The organism is Pseudomonas sp. IT-196MI5, assembly GCF_949767415.1.
In the GTDB taxonomy this organism is placed as follows: Bacteria; Pseudomonadota; Gammaproteobacteria; order Pseudomonadales; family Pseudomonadaceae; genus Aquipseudomonas.
This window is the reverse complement of record NZ_CATKPZ010000034.1, coordinates 1-15,010: the sequence shown is the minus strand read 5'-3', so window position 1 is coordinate 15,010 and position 15,010 is coordinate 1. Positions and strand designations below refer to the sequence as shown.

The 15,010-nt window shown below is 60.9% G+C and carries 13 protein-coding genes and 1 pseudogene; 11 read left to right on the top strand and 3 right to left on the bottom strand.

Translation table 11 applies throughout. The features are described 5' to 3' along the window. Positions 1 to 239: 239 nt before the first annotated feature. Entirely contained in the window at positions 240 to 2,528 is a 2,289-nt protein-coding gene (gene metE / locus ACM6IK_RS20705) for a 5-methyltetrahydropteroyltriglutamate--homocysteine S-methyltransferase (protein ID WP_414875799.1), read from the bottom strand. 114 nt (positions 2,529 to 2,642) lie between these two features. Here metE and ACM6IK_RS20700 point away from each other — a divergent pair. The 6 genes and pseudogenes from ACM6IK_RS20700 to ACM6IK_RS20675 form a co-directional block, all read left to right on the top strand. Then, positions 2,643 to 2,783, top strand: a pseudogene (locus tag ACM6IK_RS20700) (hemin-degrading factor); the annotation flags it as partial. Positions 2,784 to 2,952: 169 nt separating this feature from the next. Continuing rightward, the gene (locus tag ACM6IK_RS20695; protein ID WP_414875800.1) at positions 2,953 to 3,936 is read left to right on the top strand and encodes a FecCD family ABC transporter permease; all 984 of its coding nucleotides are present in this window, start codon (positions 2,953 to 2,955) and stop codon (positions 3,934 to 3,936) included. Continuing rightward, the gene (locus ACM6IK_RS20690) at positions 3,936 to 4,703 is read left to right on the top strand and encodes a heme ABC transporter ATP-binding protein (protein ID WP_414875798.1); all 768 of its coding nucleotides are present in this window, start codon (positions 3,936 to 3,938) and stop codon (positions 4,701 to 4,703) included. Before ACM6IK_RS20695 ends, ACM6IK_RS20690 begins: the two co-directional genes overlap by 1 nt. A 52-nt stretch (positions 4,704 to 4,755) precedes the next feature. Then, positions 4,756 to 5,640, top strand: coding sequence for a ChaN family lipoprotein (locus ACM6IK_RS20685; protein ID WP_414875797.1), 885 nt, complete (start codon positions 4,756 to 4,758; stop codon positions 5,638 to 5,640). Between the two features lie 337 nt (positions 5,641 to 5,977). Then, positions 5,978 to 6,583, top strand: a complete 606-nt coding sequence (locus tag ACM6IK_RS20680) for an SCO family protein (RefSeq protein ID WP_414875796.1) — start codon at positions 5,978 to 5,980, stop codon at positions 6,581 to 6,583. 1 nt (position 6,584) lies between these two features. Further along, positions 6,585 to 7,094, top strand: coding sequence for a copper chaperone PCu(A)C (locus ACM6IK_RS20675; protein WP_414875795.1), 510 nt, complete (start codon positions 6,585 to 6,587; stop codon positions 7,092 to 7,094). A 95-nt stretch (positions 7,095 to 7,189) separates the two neighbouring features. Here ACM6IK_RS20675 and ACM6IK_RS20670 read toward each other — a convergent pair whose 3' ends face one another. Both ACM6IK_RS20670 and ACM6IK_RS20665 read right to left on the bottom strand, forming a co-directional pair. Continuing rightward, on the bottom strand, positions 7,190 to 7,606 hold the full coding sequence (locus ACM6IK_RS20670) for an organic hydroperoxide resistance protein (RefSeq protein WP_218432891.1): 417 nt from the start codon (positions 7,604 to 7,606) through the stop codon (positions 7,190 to 7,192). Between the two features lie 124 nt (positions 7,607 to 7,730). Further along, entirely contained in the window at positions 7,731 to 8,060 is a 330-nt protein-coding gene (locus tag ACM6IK_RS20665) for a hypothetical protein (protein WP_414875794.1), read from the bottom strand. Positions 8,061 to 8,242: 182 nt separating this feature from the next. Here ACM6IK_RS20665 and potE point away from each other — a divergent pair, with 182 nt between their 5' ends. The 5 genes from potE to ACM6IK_RS20640 all read left to right on the top strand — a co-directional run bounded on the left by potE (position 8,243) and on the right by ACM6IK_RS20640 (position 14,869). Next, positions 8,243 to 9,652 (top strand): putrescine-ornithine antiporter, encoded by a 1,410-nt coding sequence (gene potE, locus ACM6IK_RS20660; protein ID WP_108218066.1) that lies wholly within the window; start codon positions 8,243 to 8,245, stop codon positions 9,650 to 9,652. Continuing rightward, a complete protein-coding gene (locus ACM6IK_RS20655; RefSeq protein WP_414875793.1) occupies positions 9,649 to 11,934 on the top strand; it encodes an Orn/Lys/Arg decarboxylase N-terminal domain-containing protein in 2,286 nt (761 codons plus the stop codon). The genes potE and ACM6IK_RS20655 overlap by 4 nt, the downstream gene beginning before the upstream one ends. Before the next feature lie 180 nt (positions 11,935 to 12,114). Further along, positions 12,115 to 12,516 (top strand): hypothetical protein, encoded by a 402-nt coding sequence (locus ACM6IK_RS20650; RefSeq protein WP_414875792.1) that lies wholly within the window; start codon positions 12,115 to 12,117, stop codon positions 12,514 to 12,516. Beyond that, entirely contained in the window at positions 12,516 to 13,055 is a 540-nt protein-coding gene (locus tag ACM6IK_RS20645; RefSeq protein ID WP_414875791.1) for an HD domain-containing protein, read from the top strand. The genes ACM6IK_RS20650 and ACM6IK_RS20645 overlap by 1 nt, the downstream gene beginning before the upstream one ends. 200 nt (positions 13,056 to 13,255) lie before the next feature. Then, the gene (locus ACM6IK_RS20640) at positions 13,256 to 14,869 is read left to right on the top strand and encodes an arylsulfatase (protein WP_414875790.1); all 1,614 of its coding nucleotides are present in this window, start codon (positions 13,256 to 13,258) and stop codon (positions 14,867 to 14,869) included. Positions 14,870 to 15,010 lie beyond the last annotated feature (141 nt).

The following is a 15,010-nucleotide window of genomic DNA, read 5'->3' as shown; positions in this document are numbered from 1 at the left end:
GCTTGCTCGCGATGAGGCCGGTACATTCAACATCGATGTCGCCTGACACACCGCCATCGCGAGCAAGCTCGTTCCCACAGGTCCAGTGGCTGTACGCACAATCTGCGAACCACCCAAATCATTGTGGGAGCGAGCCTGCTCGCGATGAGGCCGGTACATTCGACATCGATGTCGCCTGACACACCGCCTGCGCGGGCAAGCCCGCTCCCACAGGGTTCAGTGGTGCACCCAATACAGCGTCAGGCCCATTCTTTACGCAGCTGGCGCGCGGCATTGACCATGTGCACCAGCGCCGCTTCGGTTTCCGGCCACCCGCGGGTTTTCAGGCCGCAGTCCGGGTTGACCCACAGGCGGTGGGCGGGAATGCGCTTGGCGGCCTTGCGCAGCAGGTTGGCCATTTCCGCGGAGTCCGGCACCCGTGGCGAGTGGATGTCATACACGCCGGGACCGATTTCGTTCGGGTAGGCAAAGGCTTCGAACGCGTCCAGCAGCTCCATGTCCGAGCGTGAGGTTTCGATGGTGATCACGTCGGCATCCATCGCCGCGATGGACTCGATCACATCGTTGAACTCGCTGTAGCACATATGGGTGTGGATCTGGGTTTCGTCGCGCACGCCGCAGGCGCACAGGCGGAACACTTCGGTCGCCCAGTCCAGGTAGTGCTGCCACTGCGCCCGGCGCAACGGCAGGCCTTCGCGGAATGCGGCTTCGTCGATCTGCACGATCTTGATCCCGGCGGCTTCCAGGTCGACCACTTCATCGCGAATGGCCAGCGCCAGTTGACGGGCCTGCACTTCGCGACTCACGTCTTCGCGCGGGAACGACCACATCAGCATGGTCACGGGACCGGTCAGCATGCCCTTCATCACTTTGTCGGTGAGGCCTTGAGCGTAGCGGATCCACTCCACAGTCATGGCTTTCGGACGGCTCAGGTCGCCGAAGATCACCGCTGGTTTCACGCAGCGCGAACCGTAGCTCTGGACCCAGCCGAAACGGGTGAACACGTAGCCGTCGAGTTGCTCGGCGAAGTACTCGACCATGTCGTTACGCTCGGCTTCACCGTGCACCAGCACGTCCAGGCCCAGGTGTTCCTGCACTTGCACAGCGTGACGGATCTCGCTGTGCATGGCTTCGGTGTATTCGGCTTCAGTCAACTTGCCTTGCTTGAACGACTGGCGAGCCAGGCGGATCGACGCGGTTTGTGGGAACGAACCGATGGTGGTGGTCGGGAACAACGGCAGGTTCAGGCCGGCACGCTGTTTCTCGATACGCTGGGCAAACAGCGAATGACGCTGGCTGTCCTTGGCGGTGATCGCGGCAACACGTGCCTGCACGGCCGGTTTGTGAATGCGCGGCGACGCGGCACGGCTGGCCTGCACGGCACGGCTTCGAGTCAGCGCCTCAAGCACCTTCGGCGCTTCCGGTTCATTCACCGCCTGAGCCAGCAGCGCCACTTCTTCACACTTCTGTACGGCAAACGCCAGCCAGCTTTTCAGTTCGGCATCAAGCTTGTCTTCACGCCCCAGGTCAACCGGGCTGTGCAGCAGCGAGCAGGATGGCGCGACCCACAGGCGATCACCCAGACGCTCGTGAGCATACTGCAACGTGGCCAAAGCGTTTTCCAGATCGCAGCGCCAGACGTTACGGCCGTTGACCACGCCCAGCGACAGCACTTTGTAGGCCGGCAGGCGGTCGAGGATGGTCGGGAACTGCTCAGGCGCGCGCACCAGATCGATGTGCAGGCCGTCCACCGGCAGGTTGGCGGCCAGGCCCAGGTTCTCTTCGAGACCGCCGAAGTACGTGGCGACCAGCTTCTTCAACGGGTCACGCTGAATCAGGTTGTAGGCGCGCTCAAAGGCGTTTTTCCAGTCCTGCGGCAAATCGAGGACCAGGATCGGCTCGTCGATTTGAACCCATTCAACGCCTTGTGCCGCCAGACGCTGGAAGATTTGACCGTACAGTGGCAGCAGGCGATCGAGCAGTTCGAGCTTGTCGAACTCGGCGCCCTTGGCCTTGCCCAGCCACAGGTAAGTCAGCGGGCCGATGATCACCGGCTTGACGTTGTGCCCCAGTGCGCGGGCCTCTTCGACTTCTTCGAACAGCTGATCCCAACCGAGCTGGAATTGTTGATCGGCGCTGAATTCAGGCACGAGGTAGTGATAGTTGGTGTCGAACCACTTGGTCATTTCCTGGGCGTGCGCGCCGCCGCAGCAACTGTCGCTCACACCGCGAGCCATGCCGAACAGGGTTTGCAGACTGGCCTTGCCATCGTGCGGGCGGAAGCGCTCGGGGATCACACCGAACATCAACGAGTGGGTCAGGACCTGGTCGGACCAGGCGAAGTCGCCGACCGGCAATAGCTCGATCCCGGCTTTCTTCTGCAAGTCCCAGTGGGTCTTGCGCAGGTCACGGCCCACGGCGCGCAGGCCGGCTTCGTCGAGCTCGCCCTTCCAGAACGCCTCTTGAGCCTTTTTCAGTTCGCGGTCGCGACCAATGCGCGGAAATCCAAGAGAATGGGCCACAGCCATGTCAAATAACTCCAATGCGTTCAATGGGGCCATTGTCGACAGTGCCGGCGAGTGAGACAAACTCATTTTAATCGTGATGATCACAAGTTATTCTCATGATCAATGACGCTCCACAGCCTGTGCTGGATGGACACCTGGTTCAGCGTGCTCGCCCCCATGTTCAACCTGCATCTGAAAACCACTGGCGTGACCGTACCGTGGCGTGTGCGTAAGCCGGGCGTCGATGGCATCATCACCCGCTACGAAGATTGCGATGATCGCCACCCCCTCTGATCGGCCAAGGAATAGTCCCGATGCGTATCAAGACACTGCCGGCCCAGGCCACGGCGTTCTACCCGAACGCCAAAGCGCAGACCGCCGGAATCAACCCATGACGGCCATTTTTCGGCCGCGTCCGACGTTGATCTTTTTGTTGCTGTTGCTGGTGCTGGTGTTCTGGCTGTCCCTGGCCCTCGGGCCGGTCAGCCTGCCGCTGGGCGATACCTTGCTGGCCGGGATGCGTCTTCTGGGGTTGCCGCTCGACGGTGGCGATACACAGCAGGCGGAGTTGATCCTTGGGCAGATTCGCCTGCCGCGCAGCTTGCTCGGCATCGCCGTGGGTTCGGTACTGGCGTTGTCCGGCGTGGCGATGCAGGGGTTGTTCCGCAACCCCTTGGCGGACCCGGGTCTGGTCGGTGTTTCCGGTGGCGCGGCACTCGGTGCCGCCCTCGCCATCGTCGGCGGCAGCCTGCTCGGTGGCATGCCAGCGGCCATCGAACCTTATCTGCTGTCGGTCAGCGCCTTCGCCGGTGGTTCGATTGTCACGGCGGTGGTGTATCGCTTCGGCCGCCGCGACGGGCAAACCGACGTTGCCACCCTGCTCTTGGCGGGTGTGGCGATGACGGCCATGGCCGGTGCCGGCGTGGGGCTGTTCACCTACCTGGCCGACGATGCGACCTTGCGTACCCTGACGTTCTGGAACCTGGGCAGCCTCAACGGTGCCAGCTACTCGCGCTTATGGCCGTTGCTGATCGTTACCCTGGGCGTGGCGTTGTGGTTGCCACGTCGGGCGGCGGCGCTCAATGCCATGCTGCTGGGTGAGTCGGAGGCCCGTCACCTGGGCTTCGACATCGAGCGGATCAAGCTTGAGCTGGTGCTGTGCACGGCGCTCGGCGTCGGCGCGGCCGTCGCCGCGGCGGGCCTGATCGGTTTTATCGGCCTGGTGGTACCGCATCTGATGCGTCTGCTGGTCGGCCCGGATCACCGGGTGTTACTGCCTGCGTCGTTGCTGGCCGGTGCCAGCCTGCTGTTGCTGGCCGATCTGGCGGCGCGTTTGTTGTTGGCGCCGGCGGAATTACCCATCGGCATCGTGACGGCACTGATCGGCGCTCCGTTCTTTCTTTATCTGTTGGTACGAGGGCGTTCCTGATGCTGCGGGCAAACAACTTGCTGGTACGTCGTGGCAACCGCACGGTACTGGCGAACATCGATATCGAGTTGCGCCCCGGTGAAGTGCTCGGTGTGCTGGGGCCCAATGGCGCCGGCAAAAGCACCCTGCTCACCGCTTTATGCGGCGAACTGGCGAGCAGCGAAGGCACGGTCAGCCTCGACGAGCGTCCACTCGCCGACTGGCCGGGTCAGGAACGGGCCAAACGTCTGGCCGTGCTGCCGCAGAGTTCGAGCCTGAACTTTGCGTTCTCGGTCAATCAAGTCGTCGGCATGGGTCGCTTACCCCACGCCAGCGGCCGCGTGCGCGATGCCGAAATCGTCGCCGAAGCGCTTAAAGCGGCCGATGCGCTGCATCTTGCCGGACGCAGCTATCTGGCCCTGTCCGGCGGCGAACGCCAGCGCGTGCATCTGGCGCGGGTGCTCGCTCAACTGTGGCCGGGTGCGGCAGGGCAAATCCTGCTGCTCGATGAACCGACGTCGATGCTCGATCCGCTGCACCAGCACACCATTTTGCAAGCCGTGCGTGACTTCGCCGAGCGCGGGGCCGCCGTGCTGGTGATCCTGCACGACCTCAACCTGGCCGCACGTTACTGCGATCAACTGCTGTTGTTGCAACAGGGGCTGCCCCACGCCTATGGTCCACCGGCAGAGGTGCTGACCGTCGAAGCGCTGGCGGCAGTCTATGGGTTGGAAGTGCTGATTCACCAACACCCGGAACGCGGCCACCCGTTGATCATCGCGCGCTGATACCGCTCCCTCCTCTGTCATCGAGGGGGCACCTGTCCGATAAGGAAAACCGATGCGTTTTGTGTTGCTCTGTGCATTCAGCCTGTTGGCAGGCTGCCAAACCCATCAAGTCACACCACTGCCGGCGCCGATCGCCCCGCAAGGGCGTGATCACACTGACCTTGGGGTCATCCGTGAACTCGCCACGGGCCGCACGCTGACGCCGCAAGAACTGGTCGAACGCCTGGCCGTTGCGCCGCGGGTTCTGGTCGGAGAGCAGCACGACAACCCGGATCACCACGCCCTGCAATTGTGGCTGCTGCGCGAACTGGCGGCACAACGGGCCCAGGGCAGCCTGCTGATGGAAATGCTCAATCCCGATCAACAGGCCAGGGTCGATGCCGCCCAAGCCGCGACCCGCGCCGGCCAGCCACCGGCCGATGCGTTCACGGCGCTGGCCTGGCAGGCCAATTGGGACTGGAGCGTCTATGGCGCACTGGTCACCTACGCGCTGCGACAACCGTATCCACTGCTGGCGGCGAATCTGGACCGCGCGCAGATCATACAGATCTACAAACAGCGCCCGGTACTCACGGGGGCAGCCTCCACCACCCAACAAGTGCAGGCGACCTTGCTCGAAGACATCCGCGAATCCCATTGCGGCCTGCTGCCCGAAGCACAGATGCCGGCGATGCTCGCGGTGCAGCAACAGCGTGACCGGCACATGGCGGAGCGCCTGATGGAAGCGCCTCTACCTGCGCTGTTGCTGGCCGGCGCCTTCCATGTGCGCAAGGATCTGGGGGTGCCGCTGCACCTGAAGGACCTGGGTGCCGGTGAAGGCAATGCGGTGCTGATCCTGGCCGAAGCGGGCAAGACCGTGACGGCCGAGAGTGCAGATTTTGTGTGGTACACCGCCGCGCAACCGGAAGAGGATCATTGCGCGCAGCTGCGTCGCTGAACACAGGCGAAACATTGTGGTGAGGGGGGCTAACCTGTGGCGAGGGGGCTTGCCTGTGGCGAGGGAGCTTGCTCCCGCTGGGTTGCGAAGCGACCCCAAAAAGAGGGCCTGCTGCGCAGTCCAGCGGGAGCAAGCTCCCTCGCCACAGGTTTCAATCTGCCTGGAATCTCTAAGTCATCCCCCACTCCGGCGCGACACTATGTCACGCCTGTGCATCGGTCCAATGGTCGTATCCGCCCCTCCGGCACCGGCACAGTTTGTTAACATCCCCACGATTTTTTCGTCTGTACAGTCATCACGCTGTCATTTCAGCCTGTTCAACAGGATGCTTTTTTTCATGAGTACTGTGTATACCCGCCGAACGGTCCTGCAAGGCATGGGCCTGTTGAGCCTGGGCCTGCTCGCCGGTTGCGACGACAGCAGCAAGCTGGCGTTCAAGTACGGCAAAGACCTCAGCGACAAGATCATGGGGCGTAACTTCAAACTCAAGAACGCTCAGGGCGAAACCCGGATGCTGGGCAGCTATCGCGGCCTGATGCCGATGGTGTTCTTCGGTTTCACCCAGTGCCCGGCTGTGTGCCCGACCACGCTGGCCCGCGCGGCACAGGCCAAGAAACTGATGGGGCGCGATGGCGAAAGGCTGCAGGTGATCTTCATCACCCTGGACCCCGAGCGCGACACGCCAGAGATGATCGATAAATACGTAAAAGCCTTCGACCCGAGTTTCGAAGCGCTGTACGGCACCCTGGAAGAAACCGCCGCCACCGCCAAGGAATTCGGCGTGTTCTTTGAAAAGGTCCCGAGCGGCGATACCTATACCCTCTCCCATACCGCGACCAGCTATGTCTTCGACTCCCGGGGCACGCTGCGCCTGGGACTGTCCACGTCCCTGACGGCCCAAGAGTGCGCAGAAGACCTGCTCACCGTGATGGAGGTTTGCTGAAATGAATGCCCCGCAGGCTAAAACCCGTTTTGCACAACGCTGCAGGCAAATGGCACTGGGATTGTCCCTGGTTGGCCTGGCCTTTCAGGCATCGGCACAAACCGAGGTCAAAGACGCCTGGGTCCGCGCCACCGTGGCCGGCCAGCCGTCGAGCGGCGCCTTCATGACCGTCACCGCGAGCAGCGACAGCAAGTTGCTGAGCGTGCAAACGCCGGTTGCCGGGCTGGTGCAGATCCATGAAATGAGCATGAAAGACGACGTGATGAAAATGCAGCAGGTGGGCGCCGTCGCACTGCCCGCCGGTAAAGCGGTGAGCTTCGATCCCCACGGCTACCACATCATGCTCATGAACCTGACGGGCCAGATCAAGGAAGGCGACAAGGTGCCGCTGACCCTGACCGTCGAAGACGCCAAGGGTGAGAAAGAGTCGATTCAGGTTGAAGTCGTTGCCAAGGCGATTGGCACCATGGATCACGGCTCGATGATGCATGATCACAGCAAGATGAATTGATTGCTCTGTCAGTTAAAACACAGAACCTGTGGGAGCGAGCCTTTCAGGTCTTGACGACAACCCCCTGTCGTTCGCCAAGACCCTTTCATGTCAGCTCAAACCAGCTTGAGCACGACGTTGATGTTGTTGCGCGTGGCTTTCGAGTACGGGCAGTACTGGTGCCCGGTGTCGACGATTTTCTGCGCGGTTTCGCGATCCAGCCCTGGCAGGCTGACATTGAGCCGCGCCTGGAGCAGGTAGCCGCCTTCATTGGTGCCCAGGTCGACTTCGGCGTCGACGGCCACATCCTTGGGCAGCGCCACGTTCATTTCCCTGGCCGCCACCTGCATGGCGCCGATAAAACAGGCTGACCATCCGGCAGAGAACAGTTGCTCGGGGTTAGTACCGCCACCGCCCGCACCTGGCGACGACAGCTTCACATCGAGGATGCCGTCGGAGCTGCGGGAGGCGCCGTCACGCCCGCCGGTGGTGTGGGTTTTGGCGGTGTACAACACTTTATCGATCTGGTTCATGGTGACCTCCTGATTGAGTTGTAAGAATCCGGTATTAACACCCCATCCGGACGCAGGGATGGTCAATCAATATAGACGTCACACGCCCACACCGTGGTCGATCCGACCAGCGCCCGTTTCTTCTTTATTTACGCGCCAACTTGTACCTGACGCAGTCCTCATAAAAGCTCTGCCGTACAGCCGTCGGTTTGAATCTCGACGGACTGTCATAAGTTTGCTCTGTAATGCCAAGTGCCATCATGCGCATCCAGGTTTTGGCGAACTTGTAAGCCTGGATTTTCTGGCGCGCGGCATACAAAGAAACGCCTGAAAGCTTGAGTTCCTGTGCCCTTGCAGCGGTGCCCGCGCCCCAGCTGCACATGTACTGATCATTGCCGGCCAGTTCTTTGGCTTGAGCCGAATTGGCTACACCCGCAACTACCAGCGGGATTAACGCGATCCATATCTTGCGCATCTTGACCTATTTAACTGGCTGAAAATGAACTAATTTTGCTGAGGATTTTTAAACTTGGGGGCCAGCATCGTGCCTTTTCTGCAAATGAATGCGAAAACGAGATGGGTAATTTCATTTCTTGCGAGTTTTCAATCCTTTGCTATAGCTAAGTCTCTCAATCGCCAACTAAGTGAGGCAACGGAATGTCAGTCGCAAAAAAAATGAGTGTGGGGCAACTGACAATGTTGACCGCCGTCAACATGTTGGGCTCCGGCATTGTGCTACTACCGACGAAACTCGCGGAAGTCGGTGCAATTTCGATCCTTTCCTGGCTGGTGACGGCCACCGGTTCCCTCGCTCTGGCCTACGCCTTTGCGCGATGCGGGATGCTCAGCCGCAAGACCGGCGGCATGGGCGGTTATGCCGAATACACGTTCGGTAAAGCGGGTAACTACATCACCAACTACACCTACGGTCTGTCACTGTTGATTGCCAACGTCGCGATCAGTATTACCGCGGTCGGCTATATCCAGGTGTTGTTCGGGATAAAACTTGATTCGCTGCAAGTAGGCCTGGCGACCATTGCGCTGTTGTGGATCACCACTTTCGCCAACTTTGGCGGCGCGAGCATTACCGGCCGGATCGGTGCGATCACGGTCTGGGGTGTAATTGCCCCGGTGGTACTGGTATCCACGGTGGGCTGGTTCTGGTTCGACAGCAGCGTTTACGCCGCCGGCTGGAACCCCCACGACAAGGGCTGGTTCGAAGCGGCCGGCGCCTCGGTGGCGATCACCCTGTGGGCCTTCCTCGGTCTGGAATCGGCTTGCGCCAACACCGACGCGGTGGAAAACCCTGAGCGCAACGTACCGATTGCCGTGCTGGGCGGCACCCTGGGTGCGGCGGTGATCTACATCGTCTCCACCAACGTCATCTTCGGTATCGTCGGCAACGAAGAACTGGTCGCGTCCACCGCACCGTTCGGCCTGGTGTTCGCCAAGATGTTCACCCCGATGGTCGGCGACATCGTGATGGCGGCCATGGTGCTCGCCTGCATCGGTTCGCTGCTGGGTTGGCAGTTCACCATTGCCCAGGTGTACAAAAGCTCGGCGGACACCGGTTACTTCCTGTCGATCTTCGCCAAGGCCAACAAGGCGGGAACGCCGATTGTCGGCATGCTGGTACTGCTCGCCGCACAGACCGCACTGGCCCTGCTCACCATCAGTCCCGACCTGAGCAAGCAGTTCGACACCCTGGTCAACCTCGCGGTGGTGACCAACCTAGTGCCTTACATCCTGTCCATGGCCGCGCTGATGACCATGCAGAAAGTCTCCAACGTGCCGGAAGGCAAGGCGCTGGCGACCAACGTCATTGCCCTGATCGCGGCGGCCTACAGCTACCTGGCGCTATACAGCTCCGGTGAGCAGGCGCTGATGCTGGGCGGCGTGGCAACCATCGCTGGTTACACCCTGTTCGGCTTCGTCAACAACCGCCTGATCCGCCTCGAAGCGCTCAACAACAGCGTACCGACGCAAACCGTCAGCGCGCAGCACCTCACTGCCGAGCCAGTGCCGGTGAACAATCTGAATGCAGTCATTATGGAGGTTCAAGCATGACGGAATATAAACACTCGCTGGGCATGCTGGCGCTACTGGTCAGCAGTCCGCCGGACAAGCGAACGGTGTTCGGTCGCGCCCTGGACCAACTGGTCCACGACGTAGAGGGCCGTGGGGTCAGCGTACTGGCTTCGGAAAGCCTCATCGATGCTGCATCGATCCTGCGTTCGGACCCGGCCATTCAATGTGTGATCATCCGATGGGAAATGGACACCAGCGAAGGCCACGCCGACTGCACCCGATTGCTGGTCAAGCTACGCGAGCGCAACACCCGGGTGCCGGTGTTTCTGATCAGCGACCGTACCACCGCGTCGACCATTCCGTTATTGGTCATGCAACACGCCGACGACTTCATCTGGCTGCCCGAGGACACCTCCCGCTTCCTCAGCGGGCGCATCCTGGCCGCTATCGAACGCTATCGCCAGGCGGCCCTGCCGCCGATGTTCGGCGCGCTGGTGAAGTTTGCCCGCAACTATGAATACTCCTGGCACACCCCAGGACATGCCGGTGGCACCGCGTTCCTGAAAAGCACCGCAGGCCGGGCCTTCTACGAGTTCTTCGGCGAAAACCTGCTGCGTTCCGACCTGTCGATCTCGGTCGGCGAACTGGGCTCCCTGCTCGATCACAGCGGCCCGATCGGCCAGGGCGAACGTTATGCCGCCAAGGTCTTCGGCGCGCACCGCACGTACTACGTGACCAACGGTTCGTCGATGTCCAACCGCGTCATCCTCATGGCCAGCGTCACGCGCAATCAGATCGCCCTGTGCGACCGCAATTGCCACAAGTCCGCTGAACATGCGATGACCCTGTCCGGGGCGATTCCGACCTACCTGGTGCCGACCCGCAACCGCTACGGCATCATCGGCCCGATCCTGCCGCAAACCCTGAGCGCTGAAGGCGTGAAAACCGCCATCGCCAACAACCCGCTGGTCAAGCAAGGCATCGACCCGACACCGGTGCACGCCATTGTCACCAACTCCACCTACGACGGCCTGACCTACAACGTCACCCGTGTCGAAGAGCTGCTGGGCGAAAGTGTCGACCGTCTGCACTTCGACGAAGCCTGGTACGGTTATGCGCGTTTCAACCCGCTGTACAGCGGACGCCATGCCATGCACGGCGACCCGGCCGATCACGACAAATCCAAGCCGACCGTGTTCGCTACCCAGTCGACCCACAAGTTGCTGGCCGCCCTGTCCCAGGCCTCGATGATCCACGTACGCGACGGCCGTAACCCGATCGAACATGCGCGCTTCAACGAGTCGTACATGATGCATGCCTCGACCTCGCCGAACTACGCGATCATGGCGTCCTGCGACGTCAGCTCGGCGATGATGGAAGCGCCGAGCGGGCAGATCCTCACCAACGAGTCGATTGAAGAGGCCATCAGCTTCCGCCAGGTGCTCTCGCGCATGCACAACGAGATGCTGAGCAAGGATGACTGGTTCTTCACCTGCTGGCAGCCGCCGACCGTACAGGTTGGCGCAGCGACCGTGCCGTTCCATGAGGTCGACCCGGCTACGCTTAAAACCGACCCGAACTGCTGGGTCCTGCACCCGAACGCGGTATGGCACGGCTTCGGCGACATCGAAGACGGCTACTGCATGCTCGACCCGATCAAGGTTTCGGTACTTGCCCCGGGCATGGGCGACGACGGCAACCTGCTCACCAACGGCATCCCCGCCTGCGTGGTCACCGCGTACCTGGGTCGCCAGGGTATCGTGGTCGAGAAAACCACCGACTTCACCATCCTGTTCCTGTTCTCCATCGGCATCACCAAAGGCAAGTGGGGCACGCTGCTCAATGCCCTGCTCGACTTCAAGCGCGATTACGACGACAACGCCGAGCTCGAACTGTGCCTGCCCGATCTGTACAACGCCAACCAGCGACGCTATGCCGGCATGGGCCTGAAGGACCTGGCCGACGAAATCTTCGCCGCCATGAAGAAACACAAGACCACCGCCAACATGTCCCAGGCTTTCGGCACCCTGCCAAAAGCCGAGTTCAGCCCGGTGGAGGCCTACGAAAAACTGGTGCGCAACGACATTGAACTGGTGACGCTCAACGAAGCCGCCGGGCGCCTCGCCGCCACCGGTATCGTGCCCTACCCGCCAGGCATCCCGTTGCTCATGCCGGGTGAGAACGCAGGGCCTGCGGACGGTCCGTTGCTGGCGTATCTCAAGGCACTGGAAGCCTTCGACAAATCCTTCCCCGGTTTCACCCATGACACCCACGGGATCGAAGTCGAAGACGGGGTTTATCGGATGCTGGTATTGAAGTGAGGTAAGCGAGACACACCGTAAAACCTGTGGGAGCGAGCTTGCTCGCGATAGCGGACTGACATTCAGCAATGATGTCGACTGACACTCCGCCATCGCGAGCAAGCTCGCTCCCACATTGCTTTGCATCCCCCAAAAATCCCTATGGGCAAATTCGATCACAGCGCTCTATGATTGATCCCCATGACCACCACCGCTGCGATCCGCTCACCCTGCCCGCCCGGCGCCTGCGACTGCGGGCGTGACCCGTTGCTGGAAACACCGGGGGCGGACCTGCGCATCCTGTTTCTGACCCGCAACGAAGAAAAACGCCTGATCGAACGCCTGGAAAACCTGCAGAGCCTGAGCGATCTTGAGCACGTGCAACGGCGCATGTTCGAACAGTTGGGTATCCGCGTGAAGATCGCCCCCGGCTTCAATGAAGTGCGCACCATGCGCGGCATCGGCATCCAGGTTGGCGAACTGCCGGGGCTGTGCCGCAAGACCCGCGCCAACATCCCCGCCGCCATTCGCCGAGCCATGGAAAAACGCCCGCAGATTGCCTACGAACTGCTCAATGCCAACGACCTGTTGCGTGACGCCTGATGAAACCTCTCCTCGAATTCCCCCTCACCGACAAGATTCTCACCACATACGCCCTGGCCATCGGTGCCGACCTGCAGGGCTACCGCAACCACATTTACCGGGTGCTGAATTTCCATGGCGCCCTCAGCGGTGCCGAGGGCCTGCCCCCGCAAGCCGTACAAATCGCGGCGGCGTTTCATGACCTGGGTATCTGGACCGATGACACCCTCGACTACCTGCCCCCGTCCATTGCTCTGGCCATCGAGTACCTCGACAGCCAGCAACGACCGGAACTGAAGGATGAAGTCAGCGCGTTGATACTTGAACATCACAAGCTGCGCCGGTATCGCGGCGCTTACGCCAACAGTGTCGAACCCTTCCGCCAGGCCGATCTGGTGGATGTGTCCCTGGGGCTGGTGCGTTTCGGCTTGCCCCGAAGCTTCATCAAAACCGTGCAGGCGACCTTTCCCGATCATGGTTTTCACTCGACGCTGATAAAGCTATCTGCCCGGCAGCTCATCCGCTCGCCGCTGCGGCCGCTGCCGATGTTTCGCTGGTAACACAAGCGTCCGCCTTCCCCACCGATGGCGCCATTGCCGCAACGCCATTTCGCAGCAAAGTGCCTGAAACACTCACCTTCTGACTATCCATTACTGGATATTTCGCAATTCAAACCTACGCTCTTCGCGGGGGCTTACGAATTTCAACGACGGTTGGGGGCTCGTCTCGATTTACTCACGCTTGTGCGCAGGAGCTCGACATGAACCGGACATCCTTATCCACGATGTTTGCGCTACCCCTGTTGTTGTCTGCAATGGCGTTACCCGCCCTGACCCTGGCCGCCGACAAGGTCCCTAACATTCTGGTGATCATGGGCGACGATATCGGCTGGTCGAATATCGGCGTCTACAACCAGGGCATGATGGCTGGCAGAACCCCCAACCTCGACCAACTGGCGAATGAAGGCATGCGTTTCACCGACTATTACGCCGAAGCCAGTTGCACCGCCGGGCGCGCCAACTTCATCACTGGCGAGCTTCCGATTCGGACAGGCATGACCACCGTCGGCCAGGCCGGCTCGCCCGTGGGCATTCCCGCCGAAGCCGTCACCATCGCGACCGCACTCAAGGCCATGGGTTATGCCACCGGCCAGTTCGGCAAGAACCACTTGGGCGACCTGAACCAGTTCCTGCCCACCGTCCACGGTTTCGATGAATTCTTCGGCTACCTCTATCACCTCGACGCCATGGAAGACCCGGCGCACCCCAATTATCCGAAGGAACTGCTGGACCGCGTCGGCCCACGCAACATGGTCCACAGCTGGGCCACCACCACCGATGACACGACCGTAATGCCGCGCTGGGGCAAGGTGGGCAAGCAGAAAATCGAAGACGCCGGCACGCTCTATCCGGAGCGGATGAAAACCGTCGACGAGGAGATTCGCGACAAGGCCTTCACTTTCATCGACAAGGCCAAGCAGGACAACAAACCGTTCTTCGTCTGGCTCAACCCGACCCGCATGCACATCGTCACGCACCTGTCCGACAAGTACGAAGCCATGCGCAACTCGGAAAATGGCTGGTCGGAACAGGAAGCCGGCATGGCGCAGCTCGATGACATCGTTGGCGACGTCCTGGCGAAGCTGAAAAAAGACGGCATGGACGACAACACCATCGTGGTTTTCACCACCGACAACGGTGCGGAAAACTTCACCTGGCCCGATGGCGGCACGACGCCGTTCGCCATGGGCAAAGGCACGGTCATGGAAGGTGGCTTCCGGGCGCCTGCGATCATTCGCTGGCCGGGCAAGGTGCCGGCCAATCAGGTCGCCAACGGCATCATGTCCGGCATGGACTGGTTCCCGACCCTGGTCGCGGCGGCGGGCAACCCGAACATCACCGCCGAACTGCTCAAAGGCAAACAATTGGGCGACACCACCTACAAAGTTCATCTGGACGGCTATGATCAAACTCCAATGATCACCGGAAAAGGTCCGTCGAACCGGCATGAAGTCTTCTACTTTGGAGAGAGCTCCTTGGGTGCAGTGCGCATAGACGACTACAAATATCGCTTCATTGACCAACCGGGTGGCTGGCTGGGGGCTAAAGTTGCTGTGGACGTGCCGATCCTGACCAATCTTCGACTCGACCCGTTCGAACGCATGGGCTGGCCGGAAAATCAGGCCGCGCAAGGTTCGCAACAATACTTCGACTGGTTCAAGTTCCAATTCTGGCGTTTCGTGTTCGTCCAGCAGCAAGTGGCCAAACTGGCAGAAACAGCGATCGAGTACCCGCCGATGCAAAAAGGCGCGAGTTTCAACCTCGACTCGGTCAAAGCCAAGATCGCCGCGGCTCGGGCAGAGATGGCCAAGTAAACAGCCGAATCCACGGGTGGCTGGTGCAGTCCACCCGTATTCGAAATGGACAATTGCTGAGGGATTTCAATGCCGACAAAAACCGCTACCCTCCCCGCCTCTGCGCTACTTGCCCTGTGCTGCCAACAAGCCTGGGCCGGT